The 22,806-nt window shown below is 27.8% G+C and carries 22 protein-coding genes and 2 tRNA genes; 6 read left to right on the forward strand and 18 right to left on the reverse strand.

Annotated elements, in window-relative coordinates; translation table 11 throughout:
- Nucleotides 1-6 precede the first annotated feature (6 nt).
- Nucleotides 7-1,350, reverse strand: coding sequence for a magnesium transporter (mgtE, locus tag EQF90_RS07500; RefSeq protein ID WP_134712008.1), 1,344 nt, complete (start codon nt 1,348-1,350; stop codon nt 7-9).
- 841 nt (nt 1,351-2,191) lie between these two features.
- Here mgtE and istA point away from each other — a divergent pair.
- From istA to EQF90_RS07520, 4 genes are all read left to right on the forward strand, one after another.
- Nucleotides 2,192-3,481: an IS21 family transposase gene (gene istA / locus EQF90_RS07505; protein WP_134712068.1), complete on the forward strand. Its 1,290-nt coding sequence runs from the start codon at nt 2,192-2,194 to the stop codon at nt 3,479-3,481.
- The gene (gene istB, locus EQF90_RS07510) at nt 3,471-4,214 is read left to right on the forward strand and encodes an IS21-like element helper ATPase IstB (RefSeq protein ID WP_134712067.1); all 744 of its coding nucleotides are present in this window, start codon (nt 3,471-3,473) and stop codon (nt 4,212-4,214) included. Before istA ends, istB begins: the two co-directional genes overlap by 11 nt.
- 170 nt (nt 4,215-4,384) lie before the next feature.
- Nucleotides 4,385-4,475, forward strand: a tRNA-Ser gene (locus tag EQF90_RS07515).
- A gap of 8 nt (nt 4,476-4,483) precedes the next feature.
- A tRNA-Thr gene (locus EQF90_RS07520) sits at nt 4,484-4,559 on the forward strand.
- Between the two features lie 60 nt (nt 4,560-4,619).
- On the opposite strand, the gene EQF90_RS07525 is transcribed toward EQF90_RS07520, so the two are convergent.
- From EQF90_RS07525 to EQF90_RS07540, 4 genes are all read right to left on the reverse strand, one after another.
- Nucleotides 4,620-5,189, reverse strand: coding sequence for a chromate transporter (locus EQF90_RS07525; RefSeq protein WP_134710967.1), 570 nt, complete (start codon nt 5,187-5,189; stop codon nt 4,620-4,622).
- The gene (locus tag EQF90_RS07530; protein WP_134710966.1) at nt 5,189-5,773 is read right to left on the reverse strand and encodes a chromate transporter; all 585 of its coding nucleotides are present in this window, start codon (nt 5,771-5,773) and stop codon (nt 5,189-5,191) included. Before EQF90_RS07530 ends, EQF90_RS07525 begins: the two co-directional genes overlap by 1 nt.
- Nucleotides 5,774-5,886: 113 nt before the next feature.
- Entirely contained in the window at nt 5,887-7,017 is a 1,131-nt protein-coding gene (locus EQF90_RS07535) for a radical SAM/SPASM domain-containing protein (protein WP_134710965.1), read from the reverse strand.
- Between the two features lie 22 nt (nt 7,018-7,039).
- On the reverse strand, nt 7,040-8,659 hold the full coding sequence (locus tag EQF90_RS07540) for a glycoside hydrolase family 13 protein (RefSeq protein WP_134710964.1): 1,620 nt from the start codon (nt 8,657-8,659) through the stop codon (nt 7,040-7,042).
- A 111-nt stretch (nt 8,660-8,770) separates the two neighbouring features.
- Between EQF90_RS07540 and EQF90_RS07545 the strand changes: the two genes are divergently transcribed.
- Nucleotides 8,771-10,132 (forward strand): sugar ABC transporter substrate-binding protein, encoded by a 1,362-nt coding sequence (locus EQF90_RS07545; protein WP_134710963.1) that lies wholly within the window; start codon nt 8,771-8,773, stop codon nt 10,130-10,132.
- Between the two features lie 74 nt (nt 10,133-10,206).
- Here EQF90_RS07545 and EQF90_RS07550 read toward each other — a convergent pair whose 3' ends face one another.
- The 12 genes from EQF90_RS07550 to EQF90_RS07605 all read right to left on the reverse strand — a co-directional run bounded on the left by EQF90_RS07550 (nt 10,207) and on the right by EQF90_RS07605 (nt 21,342).
- Nucleotides 10,207-10,884, reverse strand: a complete 678-nt coding sequence (locus EQF90_RS07550) for a rhodanese-like domain-containing protein (RefSeq protein WP_134710962.1) — start codon at nt 10,882-10,884, stop codon at nt 10,207-10,209.
- 295 nt (nt 10,885-11,179) lie between these two features.
- Complete coding sequence (locus tag EQF90_RS07555; protein ID WP_134710961.1) at nt 11,180-12,169, reverse strand: lipoate--protein ligase; 990 nt, start codon at nt 12,167-12,169, stop codon at nt 11,180-11,182.
- A 23-nt stretch (nt 12,170-12,192) separates the two neighbouring features.
- Nucleotides 12,193-13,956: a dihydrolipoyl dehydrogenase gene (gene lpdA / locus EQF90_RS07560; protein WP_134710960.1), complete on the reverse strand. Its 1,764-nt coding sequence runs from the start codon at nt 13,954-13,956 to the stop codon at nt 12,193-12,195.
- A gap of 15 nt (nt 13,957-13,971) precedes the next feature.
- Entirely contained in the window at nt 13,972-15,006 is a 1,035-nt protein-coding gene (locus EQF90_RS07565; protein ID WP_134710959.1) for a dihydrolipoamide acetyltransferase, read from the reverse strand.
- Nucleotides 15,007-15,017: 11 nt separating this feature from the next.
- Complete coding sequence (locus EQF90_RS07570; RefSeq protein ID WP_134710958.1) at nt 15,018-16,013, reverse strand: alpha-ketoacid dehydrogenase subunit beta; 996 nt, start codon at nt 16,011-16,013, stop codon at nt 15,018-15,020.
- Between the two features lie 45 nt (nt 16,014-16,058).
- Nucleotides 16,059-17,039, reverse strand: a complete 981-nt coding sequence (locus EQF90_RS07575) for a thiamine pyrophosphate-dependent dehydrogenase E1 component subunit alpha (RefSeq protein WP_134710957.1) — start codon at nt 17,037-17,039, stop codon at nt 16,059-16,061.
- 262 nt (nt 17,040-17,301) lie between these two features.
- A complete protein-coding gene (locus tag EQF90_RS07580; RefSeq protein ID WP_134710956.1) occupies nt 17,302-17,847 on the reverse strand; it encodes an LOG family protein in 546 nt (181 codons plus the stop codon).
- A 52-nt stretch (nt 17,848-17,899) separates the two neighbouring features.
- Complete coding sequence (locus EQF90_RS07585; RefSeq protein WP_134710955.1) at nt 17,900-18,706, reverse strand: Cof-type HAD-IIB family hydrolase; 807 nt, start codon at nt 18,704-18,706, stop codon at nt 17,900-17,902.
- A 136-nt stretch (nt 18,707-18,842) separates the two neighbouring features.
- Nucleotides 18,843-19,649: a Cof-type HAD-IIB family hydrolase gene (locus EQF90_RS07590; protein WP_167604033.1), complete on the reverse strand. Its 807-nt coding sequence runs from the start codon at nt 19,647-19,649 to the stop codon at nt 18,843-18,845.
- Nucleotides 19,650-19,761: 112 nt separating this feature from the next.
- Nucleotides 19,762-20,571, reverse strand: coding sequence for a hypothetical protein (locus tag EQF90_RS07595; RefSeq protein WP_134710953.1), 810 nt, complete (start codon nt 20,569-20,571; stop codon nt 19,762-19,764).
- A 19-nt stretch (nt 20,572-20,590) separates the two neighbouring features.
- Nucleotides 20,591-20,893: a glutaredoxin gene (locus EQF90_RS07600; RefSeq protein ID WP_134710952.1), complete on the reverse strand. Its 303-nt coding sequence runs from the start codon at nt 20,891-20,893 to the stop codon at nt 20,591-20,593.
- Between the two features lie 8 nt (nt 20,894-20,901).
- Nucleotides 20,902-21,342, reverse strand: coding sequence for a hypothetical protein (locus EQF90_RS07605; protein WP_134710951.1), 441 nt, complete (start codon nt 21,340-21,342; stop codon nt 20,902-20,904).
- Nucleotides 21,343-21,454: 112 nt separating this feature from the next.
- On the opposite strand from EQF90_RS07605, the gene EQF90_RS07610 reads away from it, so the two are divergent.
- Nucleotides 21,455-21,889 carry a Dps family protein gene (locus tag EQF90_RS07610; protein ID WP_134710950.1) on the forward strand — a complete coding sequence of 145 codons (435 nt, stop codon included), beginning with the start codon at nt 21,455-21,457 and terminating at the stop codon, nt 21,887-21,889.
- Nucleotides 21,890-21,968: 79 nt separating this feature from the next.
- Here EQF90_RS07610 and EQF90_RS07615 read toward each other — a convergent pair whose 3' ends face one another.
- Nucleotides 21,969-22,805 (reverse strand): tRNA 2-thiocytidine biosynthesis TtcA family protein, encoded by an 837-nt coding sequence (locus EQF90_RS07615; RefSeq protein WP_134710949.1) that lies wholly within the window; start codon nt 22,803-22,805, stop codon nt 21,969-21,971.
- Between the last annotated feature and the right edge of the window lies 1 nt (nt 22,806).

The following is a 22,806-nucleotide window of genomic DNA, read 5'->3' on the forward strand; positions in this document are numbered from 1 at the left end:
ATCCCCCTAAAGTAATAATAATTTTGCAATTGTAAAATAAACAAATAATGACATAGAGTCAACTATTGTAGTTAATAATGGAGCCGCCATAATTGTTGGATCCCATTTTAATAATGTTGCTCCAACCGGAAGCAATGCACCTATTAATTTTGAAAAAATTATTGTAATTAATAGCGACAATGATACTGAAAATGCCATTGTTGTACTAACTCCACCAAATAAAATTATTCTTACAAAATTAATAGCTGCTAATCCAAAGCCAACTACTAAAGCAATCATAAATTCTTTTGCTAAAATTTTTGGCGTATCGCTCAATTCTATTTCTCCTATGGATAAACCACGAATAATAGTCGTAGATGATTGTGAGCCTGCATTACCCGCTGAATCTGTAAGCATAGGCATAAATGCAACAAGTCCAGTTAATGCTGTAATTACATCATTAAAACTATTAATAACAAATTGTGATAAAGTAGATGACATCATAAGTAATAAAAGCCATAAAAATCTCATCTTGGACAACTCAAAAATAGATGTATCCAAATACTTATTTTCATTTGGTGTAATAGCCGCCATCTTTGAAAAATCTTCCTCAGTTTCTTCATTTAAAACTTGAATAGCATCATCAAATGTTACTACCCCTACCAGTTTTTTCTCTTTATCTACTACAGGAATTGTCAAAAATTCATACTTATCAATAAGCTTTGCAACTTCCTCTTTATCCTCTGTAGTTTCAACATATACAACATTTTCGTTTAATATATCACTAATCTTTGTATCAGGTTGATTGATCAACATTTCTCTAATTTCAACATATCCCTTTAACACATTGTTATTATCAGTAATATATAATGTATAGAAAGTTTCATCTAACAAGTCCAACTTTCTCATTTTTTTCAAAATATCTTCAATAGTTCTATTTTCATTAACAGAAAAAAATGCTGATGTCATTATGGATCCTGCAGAATCTTTAGGATAATTTAAATACTCATTAATTAAATTTCTTTTTTCTCCTTTAAGATTTCGCATAATCTTGTTAACAATACTATTAGGCATTTCTTCAAGCAAATCAACCATATCGTCAATATACAACTTGTCAACCAATTCTACAGTTTCATAACTTGTCATAGCAGAAATAAATTGTTCTTGAACATCAGATTCTAAATATGAAAAAGTTTCAATCGCAATAGCTTCCGGCAACAATCTAAATATCGCCAAAGCCTCTAATTTATCTATCTCTTGTAAAAATTCAGCAATATCAACTTCGTTATATTTTATTAAATTGTTTTTTAATTCTCTATAATTATTGGTTTCCAGCAACTTCAATAATTCAATTCTATTTTCTTCATTCATAAAAAACTCCACAACATTTGCTATATTAATAATACCATATCAATTAAAAAAATTCATTTATTAAGTTTTTGCAAAAAATATTTCCCGTGTTTATGATTTAGCACTACTTTTAAGGCTTGACCACTCCATATACCTTATGCTTACATATTTACTAGACTTTTTAAATTTTTAAAAAAATAGGCAAAAAATTTTCATCTATTTTTTCATATATTAAATAAATGGTGATATGATGTCCTTGGTGATATGATGTATATTTTATGACTTATTTCTAATAAAGCTAACTAAAAACATGTAATTTTAATTTTTTAATGATATACAGGTAAATTTTTTTAAAAATCATGTATTATAATAATTTTTTTATATTACAGGTAAAAAAGGTTTAAACTACTACCTATAAGCCGGACACATAAAATTACATTTTGACAGTATATATTAAATGGCCATACCAAAAATTATACAGTCAAATGTAATAAACTCTAATGATAAAAAAACTTATAAGAACAGTAATGAAGCAAAGGAGAATGTAATATAAAAAAAGTATGTGAAATTGCCTACTTGTAAATGTTAATAATCGAATAATGATAGCCGAAAAATGGTTCTATTATTTAAAATCACCACATGTAATACATAATTTGTAAGTAGATAAAAGGAATGATTAATATAGTGGATAAACATGCTATAATTTACAAATTCTAATTTAATTTTATTATTCACAATTACCACTCTAATTCCATAAATTATTAAAATTCTTGTAAATGCTAATATAACAATGTACAAAAACGATTAAATAAAAATGTACAATTTGATAAAATAAATGAATATTAAATATTAGGAGACATATATGAAATATTCATTAATTCTAAATAATATAAATTTTGAAATTAAAAATTTAGAAGACTTATCAACATTAAAAACAATTATGGATGCAAACAACTTAAAAGTTAATTACTCACAATTAGCTAATGAACTAAATGTGGATAGAAGAACAATAAAAAAATATTACGAAGGATATGAAAAGAAAAAAACTAGAAATAAATCTTCAAAAATAGACAATTTTAAGAATATAATCGAAGAACTTTTAGATGAAAATTCAATTCAAAGATTTTACTCTAAATCAATACTTTACAGATATTTGAAAGAAAATCATAACTTAAATGTAAGCGAATCAAGTTTTAGAAGATATATATTAAACAATGATAAATTCCAAAAATATTTTTCTAAGAAAAAATATAAAGATGGTGCAAAAATTAGATTTGAAACTTCTCCAGGTGAACAAGCTCAAATTGATTGGAAAGAAGATATGACCTTTATCACTAGTGATTGTGAAATAATTAAATTAAATATTTTTGTATTTCAACTTTCATACTCTAGATATAGAATTTTTCATGTATCTTTAGATAAAAAGCAAGATGTGGTTTTAGACTTTTTAACAAGATCTTTTGAATTAATACAAGGGGTTCCAAAAACAATTTTATCAGATAATATGAAAACAATTATGGATGAACCAAGAACTAAGGATTCTGATGGAAAAATTAATAATAAATTTAATCAATTCTTAAATGATTTTAATATAAGCTTAAAACCATGTATGGCTAGAAGACCTCAAACTAAAGGCAAAGTTGAATCAAGTATGAAAATACTTGAAGAAATTTATGCTTATCAAACAAAAATTAATTATGAACAATTATTAAAATTAGTAGAAAAAATTAATAATAGAGTAAACTTAAATATTCATCAAGGCACAAATAATATACCATTAAGTTTGTTAGAAATTGAAAAAGATTCCTTAATGCCATTACCAAATGAATCACTAAGAAATCTTTACAAAATATCTTCAACAATTCTTAAAGTTAACTCTAGTTGTATGATTTCATACAAAAGTAATCAATATTCTCTACCACCAGAATATAAAAATAAAAGAGTTAATTTAATAGTTAAAGATAATAAACTACACATATATGATAACACAAAAGTAATAACAGTTCACAATATTTCTAAAAATAAATTAAACTATCATAAAAGCCATTATCTAGAAATTTTCAAGAATAATTTACCTAGTTATGATGAGAAAAAAGTTCAAATTTTAGTAAATGAAAATTTAAGTAAAATTGGAGGAAATTATGGAAAATAGTATCAATTATGAAAGATTAGTTTCAAATTTAGAATATTTGAATTTAAAACAAATGTTAATTTATTTAGAAAATGAATTAAATCAACCAAATATATCATTAATTGATGGATTGTTAAAGTTAACTGATTATGAAGTTGAAAATAAAAAATATGTTGCAGCAAATCAAATGATAAAAGTGGCTAGTTTTCCACATATAAAAACAATAAATGACTTTGATTTTAGTTTTAATCAAGAAATAAATGAAAATCAAATAAAAATGCTTTGTTCATTAAAATTTTTAGAAAAGAATGAAAATATAATATTTCTTGGAAATAGTGGAGTTGGAAAAACTCATTTAGCAACATCGATAGGAATAGAAAGTGCTAAAAAACGAATAAGCACATATTTCATTAAATGTCATGATTTAATAGAAAACTTAAAACGAGCAAAGTTAGAAAATAAGCTAGAACAACGAATAAAACATTACACAGGATATAGATTATTAATAATTGACGAAATGGGCTATTTACCGCTAAATGATGGCGATGAAAGATTGTTATTTCAACTTATTGATAAAAGATATGAAAAGAAAAGTACGATAATAACTACAAATTTAAACTTTAATGAATGGTCAAAGCTATTTTATGATGAGAAAATAGCTTCAGCAATTATAGATAGACTGTTACACCACGCAACAGTCGTATCTATAACTGGAAATTCATACAGACTTAAAGAATATATGAAGGAGGAATAAGTGTACATTCTTATATAATCAATTTTGTACATTTTTATGTTGACATTAACAAAATTCTTTCAGTAATTATATTTCAAATGTACTAAAAGTCGATAAATTCTCCGTCCATTTATAGTTTTATTTTTTCCTTTTAATAATTTGATATAAATGGTATAATATTTTTTGTAAGTGGAAAGGTACCGAAGTGGTCATAACGGGGCGGCCTCGAAAACCGTTAGAGTGTTACAGCTCACATGGGTTCAAATCCCATCCTTTCCGCCATTTAATATGCTGGAATGGCTCAATTGGTAGAGCTACTGAATCGTAATCAGTGGGTTGCGGGTTCGACTCCTGTTTCCAGCACCAATATAAAAAAACAGGCAGATTCAAAACAATTAAAAGTGTTGTTTTGAATCTGCCTGATTTTTACATTATTTTATCAAAAATAACGGTAAATATAACTCCTAAAACTGCACCGATAGAAATTAATTTTATCATTCCTATTTTTTTTATGTATAAAAAAAATCCCACAAAAAACGTTATTAGTGCTACATACGATATATTTTCAAATTTAAATATTAATCCATTAAACACAGAACCCTTTATCATTTGTATTGTTGCGATAAAAATCAGTCCCGCAACTGCCGGTCTTAATGCTTTAATAATTTTATTCATAAATTCCATTTCTTTATCCGAAAAATATAATTTAGCTAAAATTATCATAATAATAAGCTGAGGTAGTATAATTGCTGTAGTTGCTACGATTGAACCCATTAACCCGGCTACCTTCGTACCGACAAATGTTGCCCCATTTAATGCTATAGGACCCGGTGTCATTTGAGAAATGGTAACTACATCAGTCATTTCTCGTAAAGTCAACCAACTATGTTTATTTACAACTAATTCTTGAATAAACGGCAAAATTGCATAACCTCCACCAAACGCAAATACACCAATTTGAAGGAATGTTATAAATAAGGTAAAAATTACTAACATTATCTTACTCCCTTAGATTTTTCTTCATCTTTTATTAAAGAATACACAAATAGCCCAAAAATTGCAGTAACTAAAATTATTATCCCTGTATTTACACTTACTACATAACTTGCAACAAATGTACAGATAATAATAAAAGCACTTACAAAAGTATGAGTTTTTAGAGCTTGCTTTGCCATATCATATGAAGTAATTAAAAGTACCCCTGCAATAGCACCCCCCATCCCTGTTAAAGCAGCCTTCACATAATAATTTTCAGAAAATTCTTTATAAAAATATGAAATTATTGTAATAATAACCAAAGATGGAATTGCTGAAGAAATAGCAGCCATAATTGCTCCAAAAACACCATGCAATCTATATCCGGTAATAATAGCACAATTTATCGCCATAGGTCCGGGACCGGAAGTAGAAATAGAAACTATATCCAGCATTTCTTTTTCATCAATTAATTTTCTTTTTACTGAAAATTCATCCTTCATAACAGGAACAATTGTATATCCTCCACCAAATGTAAATGATGCTATTTTCAAAAAAATCATAAACATCTTGGCAATACTAATCGTGGTTTTCTTTTGATTCATTTCAACTCCTTATGTAATTTACTTTACCTAAAACCAATATAATACTATTATAATCTATTTATAATAAAATTGGTGAATAAAAATATTATTTACATATACATAAATTAAAACTTTTAAGAAACATACTCTCTTGTAATCTTTATTATATCATTAATCTTGGGTATAAACTCATCCAAGAAAGATTGATGACCACAAAAATCAAAAGTATTATCAACGTATTGGGCATCTCTCATTCTCTTACAACCTCCCCTACAAATATTGTAATATTTACAATTTTTACATTTTAATGGTAAATTAATCGGTTTTCTGCTGTTTAAGAATATTTGAGCAGATTTTTGATAAAACATCTCTTTTATTCCCATTTCTTGTATATATCCCATTCGATATTCATCAAGTGCAAAGAAATCACAAGGATATACACTTCCATCGCCTTCAATTACAAATTGAACTCGACAAAATCCCACTACTCCACAAGCTGTAACTTGTCTTTTTACAACTAAATTAAATATGTCATCGAAATATTTTATTGATATATAATTTTTATTTTTTAATTCATTTAACCATAATGGTAAAAGCTCAGAATAAAATCTATAAAATCCTTGAGGTGTTAAGGCATATTCACTTCTTTCTTCATCCGGATTTATGTAAAGTTTGTCTAAACAAGGAATAAATTGAACATATTTTATTTTATTTTCCAATAAAAAATCAAATACTTCTTTTCCACAGTGTGATAATTGTTCAGTTAATACTATTAAAACATTGTATTCTATTTCATATTTATCAAATAGTTTTTTTGTATTTATCACTTTATTATAAGTCCCGTTTTTACAAATATCTAAACGATTTGAGTCATGATATTTTTTTTCAGCATCTATTGATAATCCTACAAGAAAATTATATTTTTTTAAAAATTCACACCATTTTTCATTTATAAGCATACCATTTGTTTGAATAGCAAAATTTACTCTTACATCTTTGATTTGATTATTGATACATACTATTAAATGTTCAAAATATGGCAATCCCGCCATAGTAGGCTCTCCTCCTTGAAATGCCATATTCAATTCATCTCCATCATCTAAATCTTTATATATATTTTCTATCATCTTTTCTGTTGTTTCTTTCGTCATATTACCAAATGTTCTTACTTCTCGAAGTGATGAAACATTCGAATAAAAACAATATTTACATCTCATATTACAAAATGATGATGCCGGTTTAACCAGTATTGATATTTTCTTCATTATGATTCCTTCATTTTAAATATTAAAAATCTATTTTAAATTCAAAGTTTTCATTAATTTTCAAAGTAATTTTAAAGTTATCAATATACCTTTCAACAAATAAAGTTTTATCTTTAGAATATATCTTAACATCTCCATTTTTCAGCAATTCATTTTCAGATTTTATATTTAATAAAGTCTTTATTTCATCCATAAATTTGCTATCCCATTCCCCCTCATTCCAATTGAAAGTTCTTCTTGAATCAGGGTCAAATCCTCCCTCCATTTTAATTTCAGTCCCGTAATAAATCATTGAAGACCCTGGGAAAAATGTCATTAGTGCAATAGCTGACAATAGTTTTTTACTATCTTTTTGTACCTGTGTATAGAATCTTAAAGTATCATGAGAATCTAAAAGATTTAACATCATATTATTTACCTGAGTCTTATTTCTGATTAAAATTGAGTTTAACATATTTGCCATTTTCTCAACATTTATATTTTCCCAAGCAAAATAATCTAAACATGATTTTGTAAATGCATAATTCATTATTGAATCAAATTGATCTCCTTGTAAAAAAGAATATGAATTATGCCAAGATTCACCAATTATTGCTATATCTTCATTAATAGATTTTATCTCTTTTCTAAATTGTCTCCAAAAATCATGTGACAATTCATCAGAAACATCAAGTCTCCAACCATCTATTCCAATTTCATTTGTCCAATATTTTGCAACTCTTAATAAAAATGAAGCTACTTCTGAATTTGACGTATTAAATTTTGGCATATATACAACTGAAGCAAAAGTCTCATAATTCACATTTTCCATATCAGGATAATCACCATCTATAATAAACCAATTATGATATTTTGATTTCAATCCATTTTTCTTAACATCTTCAAATTGCATTAATTGATCTGAACAGTGATTAAACACAGCATCTAAAACTATTCTTATACCTAAAGAATGTGCCTTATCCACTAATTCTCTTAAAACTTTTTTGCTCCCAAAATGTTTATCAACTTCAAAAAAATCATTTATATCATATTTATGGTTTGATATTGATGAAAATATTGGTGTTAAATAAATTACATTAACCCCCAAAGACTTAATATAATCAAGTTTTTCTATAATCCCTCTTAAATCTCCTCCAGCAAAACTTTTAGGGTTAGGTTTTTCTCCCCATTTAAGATTAATATATGATTTGTCTTTTTCTTCATCACCCATTAAAAATCTATCTACGAAGATTTGGTAAAAAACAGCATTTTTAAGCCATTTTACTTCTTTATGTACATCAACTTCATTTATATAAGGTATTTGAAAAAAATTATAAAAACTATTAAAGAAATCATAGTTTTCACTTAATCCATCTTCACTGTAATAATATGTTTCACCATTTTCAATAATCTTAAAAATATATGCAAACCTTTTATCTTCAACCTCTATTGTAGTTTCAAAATAAGCAAAAAATTGATCCTCATATTTTATATACATTTCCATTTCATTTTGCTCATTTTGATAATCATATTTTTTACCATAAACTAGATAAACCCTTAAATCATCAAACTTACTAACTCTTAACCTTATTACTATTTTATTATTTTCCATTGCAAATGAATAATTTGATTCATGATTATGAAAAATTGCCGAAACATTCATATTTACTCCAATATCTTTATACTTTTATTATATGCTATTAATTATATCAAATTTGCAAATTTATTTTAATAGTTGTACAATTTTTATATAAATAAAAAACTAGGAGACAATATGAAAAAACAAAATAAAGTATTAGCTTTTTTACTGATCTTTATATTGTGTTTAAACGCATGTTCCCAATATAAAAAAATAGATGAACCAAAAAAAGAGTTAAAAACTGAAAAAAAATTAAAAGGAACGATATCTGTAACAGCAGATAAAAAATGGATTCCCTATTATGAAAAAATTGCTAATGAGATAATGAGAAAAAATCCTGATGCAAAGATAAATATAAAGGAAATATCAGCTTTTGAGGCACTTAATGTCATAAATATAGATATGTTAAATCCTGATGCCCCTGATGTTTTTGCATTTCCTTTAGATAAATTTTCAAATCTATATTCTAAAAATGTTTTATCATCAATTCCAGCTAAAGAAATATCAAATAAACTTGGAGGTTTTGAAAATTTTGATAAGGGATTAGCAGGAAATATGAAAGTAAATGATAAATATTATGGTTTTCCTTATAATTTAGAAACTCTAATAGCGTTTGTAAATACTAAAAACGCAAAGAGTGAAAATATAGACCTAAATAAAAAAATTGAATTTACTAAAGTAAAAGATAAAGACAATATTTTATTTCCAATTTTTGATGGATGGTATACTGCATCATTAAATAATGCATCCAGTATTAAATTATTAAATCTTGAAGGGGGAAAATTTACATCTGATTATGCTATTGAATACAACAAATTAGAAAAAAACAAACAACAAGCATTCAACGCTATATTTGATTATTGGAAAAAACATAGTGAAAAGTCGATTGATATACTAAATCCTACATCTAGTTCTAAATATATAAATGAGAACTTTCAAACCGGAAAAAAAGGAGTTGTAGTGATAGATGGCCCATGGGTCTCATCTAGCGATGGGATAATATCCAATGAAATATATAAAGGAAATGTTGATATATACCCTCTATCTAATATAACTATATTTAACAACTCTCTTTCTCATTGGAAAAGTGGATGGGGACTGGGTATAAATTCCAGACTTAATGATAAATTAGAACAAAAGAAATTAGCTATAAAATTAATCACAGAGCTGGTAAATCCTAAAAATGCAATCGAACTATATAAATCAACAGGTAAAATATTAGAAAATGTAAGTTATAAGACATATGAAGAATCCGAACTTAATAAAAAGGATAAAGATCTGATAAAAATAGTTATAGATTCTTATGCAAAATCAAAAAACAAACCTATATTTAAGGAATATGATGAAGTATGGACAACATGGAAAAATGCTGTTTTATCATGGAATACATTAAAACCAAAATCTGCCGAAGAGGCCTATAAAAATATATATTTATCATTTAAAAAATTAACCGACAAACTTAACAAAGAAAGAGTTGATAACTTCAAATTAAAATAAAATAAAAATTCCACTTAAATATATTAAAATCTCATTAAAGATTAAAATATTCTAAAGTGGAATTTTTTATTATTTTATTTTAAAACTTCTTTAATATCCCCACCATTAAATGTTACCATTACATGTGAAACATTAAATAATATTTCTGCAACTGCCGCATTTTCCTCTGGAGATTTACCAAATATAACAACAATATCTTTTGATGTAAAATCTTTTAAACTATCGTTTTTGAAATTTGCCAATTTTTTTGATGCAACTGCTTTTAAAGCTTCAGCACCATTTAAATTAATAGCTCCTTCAATTGTTTTTTCACCGAAAGATTTAGCATCTCTTGTGTCAACAACTTTTACATTTTTAACTTTTTCTGTTAATTTTTGATAACCTTGAATTGATAATGGAAATCCTACTTTAACTCCCAACATTTCTAATTCTTTATCAAATTTTAATTTATTACCTTGAATCTTTGCAGGATCAATCTTAAATTCATATTTATTACCCATTGTTAATGTTGGATGATATTTTGAACTTAATTCATATATTTCAAATGTTTTATTATCATTCGTTGCAATAGCATGTTTATCATCAATAGCTACTGATGTATATTTCTTTTCCGAAGAATTTTCTACCTTTTTTTCTACTTCCATTGTTTCTTTTTTAGTTTCTTTCTTTGTTTCTTTTTTTGTAGTAGAACTACAAGCAACTAAAGAAAAAACCATCACTAAAGCCATAATTGAACTTATAATTTTTTTCATAAATTCCTCCTAATATATTTTACTTTTAAAATGATAACATATAACAAAAAAATTTTAAATACTTACTTAATACAAAAGATTTTTTAAATCTCCTTTATTAAACTAAATATAAATATATTTTTTAAAATCAACTTATAAAATTAAGTAAATGATAAAATTTAATTATTTATTAAAAAAATTTCCTGTAATTCTTATAAAATTAATATTTACATTATTTGTCAAATTTAATTTTAATAAAATTAAAAGCTGCAACAAAATAACCTCTATAATTATTTTGTTGCAGCCCTTCAAGTTATTAATCAACTAAAACATCTATGGCTTCTTCATTAGTTACTCCCATGAAATATTCATTAATATTTACGCTATTTATAACTTTTTCTACTGATTTTCTATCATATCTGATTCCTTGTAATTTTTGAGCTAATTCAACAACATCCTTAACTCCAAAAAAATCTCCATAAAATTTAACATTTTCTATAACATTATTAATTACATTAATATTAGCTTCCACCTTACCAGTAGGTAATTTTCTCTTTCTTTGAACTGTGAATTCAGGATTTTTTCCATAAACCCAATCCCAAGAATCATTTTTTTCAGCTTTAATAGCTAAAACCTTCTTTTCATCTTCTTCAGTTAAAACGTACTCTTCCATATGATACTTCTTATCCATAAAGTTTCTTAAAGTATTCATAAAATCTTTAACTGTTAAAGTTTGATCTTCCAAATGTGGCTTAATGTTTGTAACTCTAGCTCTTACTGATTTCTTACCTTTCGACTCATATTTATCTTTTGAGACTGTTAAAGCTTTTGTAAGAACCGATAAATCAACATCAAACATAATACACCCATGATGCATTATTCTCTTACCTTTAATGTACTGAGCATTTCCGCAAAATTTTTGATCTCCAATTTGCAAATCATTTCTTCCTGTAAACTCAGCCTTTACTCCCATTTCCGCAAGAGTATCTATTACCGGTTGACTCAATGACTTAAAGTTAAAGTCCGCTTCATCGTCTTCATTTGAAATAATTGTATAATTTAGATTATTATAGTCGTGGTAGACTGCTCCACCTCCGCTAATTCTTCTAACAATCTTTATGTCATTTTCATCACAGTAATGTTGATCTATTTCTTCCCTTGTGTTTTGATTTTTTCCAACAACAATACATGGTTGATTAATCCATAACATAAATACATTATCTTTTTTCGCAAGTTCATTAAAAGCAAATAGCTCTAAAGCTGTATTATATGCAGGATCATTACCTTTAGCTTCTAAATATATCATTTCTCACTTCTTCCACATTAAAATTATTTTTTCTTTTTAGGTAAATGTATACTAATATCTAAACAATCAGCAAATGCCTCGTATAAAGCTTCTGAATATGTTGGATGTCCATGCATTGCTTCCAATACATCATCTACTGTCATTTCTGTTTCTATAATTGTTACAGCTTCATTGATAATTTCTGCTGCACTTGGTCCTACAATGTGTACACCTAAAATTTCATGATATTTTGTATCCATGATTACTTTAATAAATCCTTCAGCCTTGTTTGCACCTAATGCTCTACCATTACCTGCAAATGAGAATTTACCTACTTTAATATCGTATTTCTTCTTAGCATCTTCTTCTGTTAAACCAACTGTTGCAACTTCCGGGAATGTATATACTGCTGAAGGAATTGACTTCAAGCTTACTTTCTTACGGTGTCCCATTGCATTTTCAGCAGCTCTTTCACCCATCTTAAACGCAGCATGAGCTAGCATCAATTCACCATTTACATCACCTGGTGCGTAGATATCCGGATCAGATGTTTCCATGTATTCGTTAACTACTAATCTTCCTCTTTCCTGTTTTAGTTCGATTTCACCTAAACCACTTAAGTTTGGTACACGACCTACTGACAATAGTAAATAATCAGCAACTATATCATCTTTACCTTCTAATTTAACTTTAATTTCATTTCCATTTTCTTCAACACCAGCAAATCTTGCATCCGTGATAATTTCAATTCCATCTTTTTGGAATCTCTTTGTTACAACATCTGATAAATCTTTATCTAACACATTTAAGATTCTATCTGAACCTTGAACTATTGTAACTTTTGACCCAAATGATGAGAATGCTTGCCCAATTTCAGCACCGATTACACCACCACCAACAACAACTAATCTATTTGGTAATTCTTCTAAATCTAATATTGTATCAGATGTTAATACTCTCTTGCTGTCTAAACCTGGTAAGTTTAACATTCTTACATTAGAACCACCAGCCATGATAATCTTATCAGCATCAATTACATGTTCACCACCATTTACTAAAACTTTCTTATCTTTAGTAATTGTTCCTAAACCGTTGAATAACTTAATTCCGTATGATTTAAATAAACCGGCGATACCACCTGTAAGTTTCTTAACAACACCATTTTTTACAGCAACTGTTTTAGCCATATCTACTGAGAATGCATCGTTAACTAACTTAATACCTCTACTTTCAGCTTCTTTAATGCTATGAATAATTTCTGCATTGTGTAAGTATGCTTTTGTCGGAATACATCCTCTGTTTAAGCAAGTACCTCCAACTACACTATTTTCAACAACAGCAACTTTACCACCTAATTGAGCAGCTTTAATTGCAGCCACATAACCAGCTGGTCCACCACCAATAACGACAACATCGTATTCACCTTTTCTTTCTCTCTTTGGTGCTGCTTCTTCTGCTGCTTTTGCTACTGATGCAGGCATAACATCTTCTTTCGCTTTTTCTACAACTTCTTCTACTTGAGCTGAATCTGATGCCGGTGCTGCTCCCCCAGCTGCCGGAATTTCTTCTCCCGGTTCACCAATCCAAGCTATTGTAGTTACAACCGGAACTACTTCTCCTGCTTTGTGTAATATTTTTAATAATGTACCAGCATCTTCTGCTTCAACTTCCATATTTACTTTATCTGTTACGATTTCTAATAAAGGTTCCCCAACTTCTACTTTATCACCTTCATTTTTAAGCCATTGTACAATTTCGCCCTCTTCCATTTCTGAGCCGGCTTTGGGCATGATAACTTCATATGCCATATTTTATCCTCCTAATTAAATTAACAATCCAACTGGATTTTCTAAATTATTCTTCAATGTTTGCATGAATTTAGCTCCTTCTAAACCATCAATTACCCTGTGGTCAGCATTTAAGGATACATTCATCATAGGTCTAACTACAATTTCACCATTTACTACAACCGGTTTTTGAATTGTTGCACTCACACTCAAAATAGCTGTATTTGGTTGATTAATTATTGATGTAAAGTTATCAACACCATACATACCTAGGTTAGATATTGTAAATGTTGAGCCTTGCATTTCTGCAGGTTTTAATTTTTTATCCAACGTCGCTTTAATTACTCTCTTACTTTCAACAACTAATTCTGTAAAACTCATTTCATCAGCATTTTTTACAACTGGTACATATAAACCTTCATCTGTACCTACAGCTATCGCTAAGCTTACATGTTTATGTAATAAGATATTTTGTCCATCTTCGCTGACTGATGAATTTACATATGGATGTTTTTGTAATGTTTTAACTGTAGCTAATGAAATATAATCTGTAACAGATGGTTTTTGTCCAACTCTATCAACAACCATATCAACCGTTTGTTTTCTAAATGCTAATAAGTTTGTCATATCAACAGAAACACTTACCATATATGTTGGTGAAATATCTACAGATTCCCTCATTCTCTTACCAACAACCTTCTTAACCGGTGAAATCTTAACTACTTCATAGTCTGGATTTTCTTCTTTTTCAACCGGTTTTGCCTCCGATTTTGCTGCTACAGCTTTTTCTTCTTTATTATCTTCACCATGTAGAAGTGCCAATACATCTTCTTTCATGATCTTACCTTTTGGTCCTGTACCTTGAATTACTTGAACATTTAGCCCTTCGACTTCTGCAATTTTTAATGCTAATGGAGAAATTTTAATTCTTCCATGTAACTTAAATTCTGTTATATCATCTAAATGCACACGACCTTTTGCTCCAGTACCTTTAACTTGTGACAAGTCAATACCGTGTTCTTTAGCATATCTTCTTGCGGCTGGAGTAGCTCTAAATTTTTTGTCTGACATAGCTTCTCCTTTTACTTTTTATTAACTGTTAATAATACTGCCTCTTTAACTTTTTCAACACTTGGTTGAACTGCTTTTTCTAAATTTGGAGCTGATGGTACATGTGTATCCGCACTGGCAACACGTCTGATTGGAGCATCAATAAAATCAAATGCTTCACTTTCAACCACTCTTGCTACTATTTCACCACCAAAACCACTAGTTTTGAATGAATCATGTACAACAACTAATTTTCCTGTTTTCTTTACAGAATCAAAAATTATTTTTTCATCTAATGGAATTAATGTCATAATATCCACTAATTCTACATCAACGCCTTCCTTAGCTAATTCTTCAGCAGCTTTTTCACATAAAACAAAAGCTTTCCCCCAAGATACAATTGTTACATCTTTACCTTCTCTAACAATCTTACCTTTACCGATTTCAGCAATATTATCATCACTTGCATCAACTTCACCCTTCATACCAAAGTGTGATTTTGGTTCTAAATAAATTACCGGATTATTATCTCTAATAGCTGCTCTTAATAATCCATATGCATCATTTGGATTTGATGGTGCAACAACTTTTAATCCCGGAATATGTGTAAACCATGATTCTAAAGTTTTACTATGTTGTGATGAAGCCCCTGTACCTGCCCCATTAGCACATCTAAATACCACCGGAACTTGTACTTCTCCACCTAACATATATCTCATAGGTGCAGCTTGGTTAACAATCGAATCCATAGCAATTGTAACAAAATCCATAAATGTCATATCAACAATTGGTCTCATACCTACTGAAGCAGCACCTGTAGCTAAACCACTTATTGCTGCTTCTGAAATTGGTGTATCAATAACTCTTTTTGGTCCAAATTCTTCAATCATTCCTACTGTTGTACCAAAATCACCACCAAAAATACCTACATCTTCACCAATTAAAAATACATTTTCATCTAAACGCATTTCGTCTACCATAGCGTATTTTATCGCTTCACGAAATTGCATTATTTTCTTTTCACCCATACTTTTCTCCTTTTCTCTGCTTAATCTAAATATATAAACTCTTTACTATTCTGCTAAATTATCTTCAAAAGCAACATTTTCTTGTGGGAATGGTGCATTTTTAGCAAATACTACCGCCTCATCAACTTCTTTAATTGCTTCATCTCTAATTTTATCTAATTCATCAATATTAGCTACTTTTGTATCTAATAAAACTTTTCTATAAGCTTCGATTGGATCTCTTTCTTTCCATGAATTTATTTCTTCTCTTGATCTATATGCCCCTGCATCACTTGCTGAATGACCAAACCATCTATATGTTTCAACTTCCATTAAAACCGGTCCTTTACCTGATCTTGCATGTTCAATTGCTTCATTCATGGCATCATAAACTGCTAAAACATCATTACCATCTTCAACATGAATAGCTTTAACCCCATAAGCTGAAGCTCTATCTGTAATATGTTCAACATTTATAGCATCATGTATATCCATTGAAATACCATATTTATTATTAATTACATAGTAAACAACTGGTAAATCCCAAATTGAAGCCATATTTAATGTTTCGTGGAATGAACCTTCATTTGTTGCTCCATCACCCATACATGAAACTACTACATTACCTGTTTTCTTTTGTTTTTGTACAAATGCAGCTCCGATACTTATACCATGTCCACCACCTACAATACCATTACATCCCATATTATTTACTTCTAAGTTAAACACGTGCATCGAACCACCACGACCTTTACAATATCCCGGTTCCCTACCTAGGATTTCAGCCATCATTCTATTAATATCTATACCTTTAGTAATAGTTTGCCCGTGACCTCTGTGATTTGAATACATCAAGTCTTCTTTTCTCATTGCATATATACCACCTACATTAGCTGCTTCTTCTCCCACTGAATAGTGTGTCATACCCGCAACTAAACCTCTTGCAAACAATTTTGATAATTGTAAATCAAAATGTCTACAAACTTCCATTAATTTAAGCATTTCTAATTTTTGTTCTTTAGTTAGCTTATCTGAATATTTACCCATTAAAGTCTCCCTTCAAATTTTTTATAGCGTATTGCTTCATTTATTATTATACCTCATATTTCCCAGTTTTTCCAATAAGTATATTATTAACGAACATTTGTGATAACGGTCACGAATTTCATTCTTTAAATGTGATCTCAATCACATTTTGTATATTTTTTAGTTATTTTATTATAAATATACTATATATTATTTTTTTATAACTAAATAATCCACTTTTTCTTGCACACAATCTATAAAAATTTTTCCAGAATATATAAAATTATTTTTTTAACACCATTTTTATAAATTGATCTATTTCATCAAAATCCTCAGAAAATAACAATTTACTTCTATCTTCTTTTGTTAAAAAACCATTTTTAACCATATTGTCATACATGTTTTTCAGATCATCATAATATCCATTTTTATTAAACAAAATACAGGCATTCGGGTTTTGACCTACCAAATGAAGTGAAAAAGCTTCTGTGATTTCTTCCATTGTACCCGGTCCTCCAGGCAGAGCAATACATACTTCCGACATTTCTCTCATAATATCTTTTCTTTCCTGCATAGTTTCAGTTTCTATAAATTGAGTAAGATTTTTTTTAACAGTTTCAATTTCCTTTAAATAAGTTGGCATCACTCCTATAACTTCTACATTTTTAGATATTGCTCTTTCCGCCAAAATACCCATAAGTCCTTTTTCATTTCCACCATATACTAATCCATATCTATTAAAAGCTATCCAATCTGCAAGCTCCACAGCTGCATCCTTAAAAATTTCATTATTTCCTAGTTTTGAGCCTAGGTAAACTAAAACATTCATCCTTATTCTCCTTTAAAAAAAGCTCTATTTGCAATTTAAATTTTGTAAAACTCTAATTTAAAATATATTTTTCAATATATTCTGCCACTCCATCTTCATCATTAGTTTTTGTAACAAAATCAGCAATTTCTTTTAATTCATCAATGGAATTTCCCATAGCTACACCAGTACCAGCTAATTTTATCATTGTAAAATCATTACCTTGATCTCCAAAAGACACTGTATCAGAAATGTTATATCCTAATTTTTCAGCAACTTCTACTAATGTTTCTCCTTTTGAAACATTTTTAGGCATTGCTTCAAAATAAAATGGTTCAGAATATACAAATTCAAAATCATATTTAAATTTTTCAAAAATATTTTTAGATGGTTCAGTCATTTTTGAAGCATCTTGTGTAAATAAAATATTATTAGGCTTAAAATCTATTGAATCCACAAGATTAGGTACATATTTTAATAATGTATCATTTTTAATTAAAATATCATCTAAATTATATGTAGATAAATTATCTGTATATACTATATTATTAAAATAAATAACAAAATAAATATCCTGAGTTTTTGAAAATTTAAGCATTTCCCTCATTTTTTCAAGATTTAATGTGTGATTTATAATAATTTCATTTGTTTTTACATCTGTGACAACAGCACCATTATAATTACAAATATATCCCTCATATTTGTCTAACTCTAATTCTTTATAGTATTTTTCAACACCTCTTTGCGAACGACCTGATGAAATCATAATTTTATGACCTTGCTTTTGAGCTTCAAGTAAAGTTTTTTTAGTTCTTTCAGATATTTCATGTTTACTGTTTATCAGCGTACCATCAATATCTATCGCTATTAATTTTTTCATTTTTTCTCCTTTACATATAAAAAATCTTTTTTGTATTACCGTTGTTAAACATTCGTGATACAATTTATTTATATTAATATCATCTATAACAGTCTATCTAACAGTTATTTTAGTTTGCTTAATTTAGATAGTGTCTTTATTTTAATACATATTTTTCTAAATATTTAGCAATCCCATCTCTATTATTTGTATCGGTTACATAGTCTGCTACCTTAATTAATTCTTTTGAAGAGTTTTTCATAGCAACACCGGTTCCGCATAAAGTAATCATTGAAATATCATTACCATAATTACCAAATGCAATAGTATCCTCTCTAGGTATACCTAATTTTTCAGCAACTTTTAATACACTTCGGCCTTTAGATGTATTTGCTGGAGTTATTTCTATAGATACTGAAGATGAAAAACTAATTTCTAATTTTCCCTTAAATTTTTCTTCTATTAATTTTCTTGTGATTTTCAAATTTTTCATTGAGTCATTTAATAAAATTTTATTTACTGAAAAATTTATTTTATCAAAATGTCTGTCATCTTTAATTACATTTTGCCCAATTGCCTTTCTATAAAGTCTAAATAACCACTTGCTATGATAATTTGTGTATAGATTTTTATCATGTAAAATTGAATAATCTACACAAAGTTCATCTATAAACTCAATAATCTCTTTAAGCAAATTAATTTCAAACTTTGTATCTGAGATTATTTCATTAGTCTTTATATTTGTAATTAGACCTCCATTAAAATTAGATATGAATCCTCCATATTTATCAACTTTAACAGTTACAGCATGCTTTAATGAAGATTCAAAAGGACGTCCTGTTGCAATCATAACCACATGTCCTTGTTGTTGAGCCTTTTCCAAAGCATCAATTGTTCTTTTAGTTATTTTTTTTCTCCAATTTAGAAGTGTACCATCTAAATCTAACGCTATTAATTTTCTCAATTTTAACTCCTGTAATTTTTTATTATATATATTTTAACACAAAACACTATAGCTAAATAGTAGAATACAAAAATAGTCTAATCATATTTCAGATTAGACTATAGTTATTATATTATTCACCTTTACCAGTATATTCTTCTATTTTTACTCCATCTAATTTTCCACGAGGATCTTCATGAGTAATATATTCTTTACCATTAGCATCAAATAAATGCCAATGATCTCCATGAACAGAAGCTTTTACAATCCCCTTATCTTTCAATTCTTCAATCTTATAATATCTCATAAGATTTAGGCTCTTTTTAGGTTTTTCTTTTTTCTCTTTATTTTTAGTTAAATTTATATTTTTTTCTTTTTCGTCATGGCTTCCTTCATATTTTCCAACTTTTACATTAGGAATAATTTGTGTAGGATCATCATGTGTAATATATTCACTACCATCATCCAATTTTACATGCCAATGATCTCCATGCTTATAAACTCCAACAATTCTTGAATTTAAATCATCTCCACTCGCCTCTTTACCTGCACTTGGCTTATCAAAAAATTGTAAAGTTTCTCCATTTTTTAATAATACTTGATAAAATGTACCATATTTTCTATATGTATCAATATTATTTTTATCAAAATTTTCAATAATCTTTTTATCAAATGTTAAAAGTAATTTATTATCCTCTTTTTTTAATTTTTCATATTGACTTTCATCTAAAACAAATAATTTATCCTTATATTCAACATTATATTTCTTAACGTTTTTAAATACTTTAACTTTTTCTTTTTTTCCATTAATATATAAATCTTGCTCTTGAATTTCTTGTTGTTTTTTAACGGTAATATGTGATACCTTACCAGAATTATTAGAACAGCCCACTATTAACATAAGAATAAATATTAAAAATGAAAAATATTTAATTTTATTCATTATTCCCCCTGTAAAGCTATTAAAATCCACACATTTGAGGTGCCTCATCTTCCTTATCTTCATCAATTTTTTCTGTAACACCTTCTAATTTGTATACATCGAATTCAATTGTACCATCATCTAATAAAAATGCCGGTATACCAATTTTCCCATCTGACTTTGCTTTGTCAAATTCAACCCTAGAATCTCTTAATGCTAAAAATTCTTTCATAAATCTTGTCTTAGCTGTAATGTCAATATATTCTACTTCTATTTTGTTTTTTCTTAAAACTTTATCTGCGTGTATTGTGTCACCACAAATCATTGTTCCATAAAATTTCATAATTCCCCTTATAATTTTAATTCTTTCTTTATTTTTAATAAAAGTTCTTCATATTCTTCAGGATATCTATGTTTTAAAGCAAAAGTGTCTGTAGATAATATCAAGTCCACATAACCCTCACTTAGATAAGTTAATTCCATATTTTTCACACTATCCCATCTTATAAATTTTGCTAGGAAAGTTATATTCCCCGTTGTAATAATCCCTCTTCTATTAAATCCTTTACCAATAATACCCGAAATTGAAAATAATAATAACAAGATAGCCAAAATATAATTATAAAAATTATATCTTGCAAAACTTATAACCACAAATAACAATATCGCCATTGTTATAAATGAAATATAATTAGATTTTGTAATTGCAGTTCTATATTGAATATCAACGTATTTTACTAAATTATAAACTATCCCTATCGATAAAAATAATATCAAAACTATATAAATCATATTTACTCCTATATTTTTATTAATTATATCATAAAAAGTTTAATATTTTTAATTTGGGTATAATATAAAATATAAGTAATAATAAAATAATGTTATAAGAAAGAGGTATATAATGAAAAAATTAAACACATATTTAGCAAATCTAGCATTTGGAAACGTAAAGTTACACAACTTACACTGGAACTTAGAAGGTAGTCAATTCAAACAAGTACATGAATATTTAGAAGTTCTTTATGATGAAGGTTTTGCATATTTAGATGAAGTTGCAGAATTATTAAAAATGCAGGGAATAACTCCTCTATCATCAATGAAAGAATACGTTGCTGAAACAACACTATCAGATTTAGAACAAAGATCTTTTACAGATAGAGAAGCTATAGAATTAGCTTTGGAATACGTAAAAGAAATGAACGAATTCGCTTTAGATGTAAGAAAAGCAGCTGATGAAGAAGGTAATTTCTATGTAGCAAACATGATGGAAGATCATTCAACAGCATATTTAAAACATAAGTGGTTCTTATCAAGTATGTTAAAAAATTTAAAATAATAATTTAATAATTAAATAAAATTTAAACCTGTGATCAAATAAACTTAAAATCATTTGACCACAGGTTTTTATAATATTTTCATTTTTCATATTCATCTAAAAATGAATGTTTTTCTCCATCATCTATATATCCTAATACAGCTTTAATCCCTACATTTTCTGATGATTTAAAAATAGACTTTTCTACATTTGGATTTGTTTTTTTCATATTTTCAATGAGTTCTTTAATATTTGCCCTTTGACTATCTTTTTCTTTTTTTGTTATTGGGCAAGCTTCGTCCATCGGCACTATACCAGTGTTATTTATCCACCTAATAATATCTCGTTCTTCCACAAGATATAAAGGTCTAATAAGCTCAAGTCCCTCAAAATTTTGACTTTTTATTTTAGGTAACATTGATTTGTATGCTCCAGCCCATAAAATATTTAGCATAATTGTTTCAATTACATCGTTAAAATGATGTCCAAGTGCAAGCTTGTTACACCCTAATTCCTTAGCCTTACTATACAGACTCCCTCTTCTCATTCTCGCACATAAATAGCAAGGACTATCTTTTGCAACTTCTGAAACCACATCAAATATGTTGGTTTCAAAAACTTTTACAGGTATATCTAAATATCGGCAAATTTCTTCTAATTTTTTTCTATCACTTTGTCTGAATCCAGGATCCATAGCGATGTATTCCACCTCAAATTTCACTCTGGAAAATCTTTGAAGCATTTGAAACATCTTAGCCAAAAGGAGAGAATCTTTTCCCCCACTTACTCCCACTGCTATTTTATCTCCATTCTCTATTAAATTATACTCATCGAGTGCTTTTAAAAATTTTGAAAACGTCTCTATTTTATATGTTTTTTGAATAGACCTTTCAATTTCTTTCAAAGAAATTGCATTTTTTAAATGTAAATCGTCCATA

It is taken from the genome of Helcococcus ovis, from assembly GCF_004524775.2.
Classification (GTDB): domain Bacteria; phylum Bacillota; class Clostridia; order Tissierellales; family Peptoniphilaceae; genus Helcococcus; species Helcococcus ovis.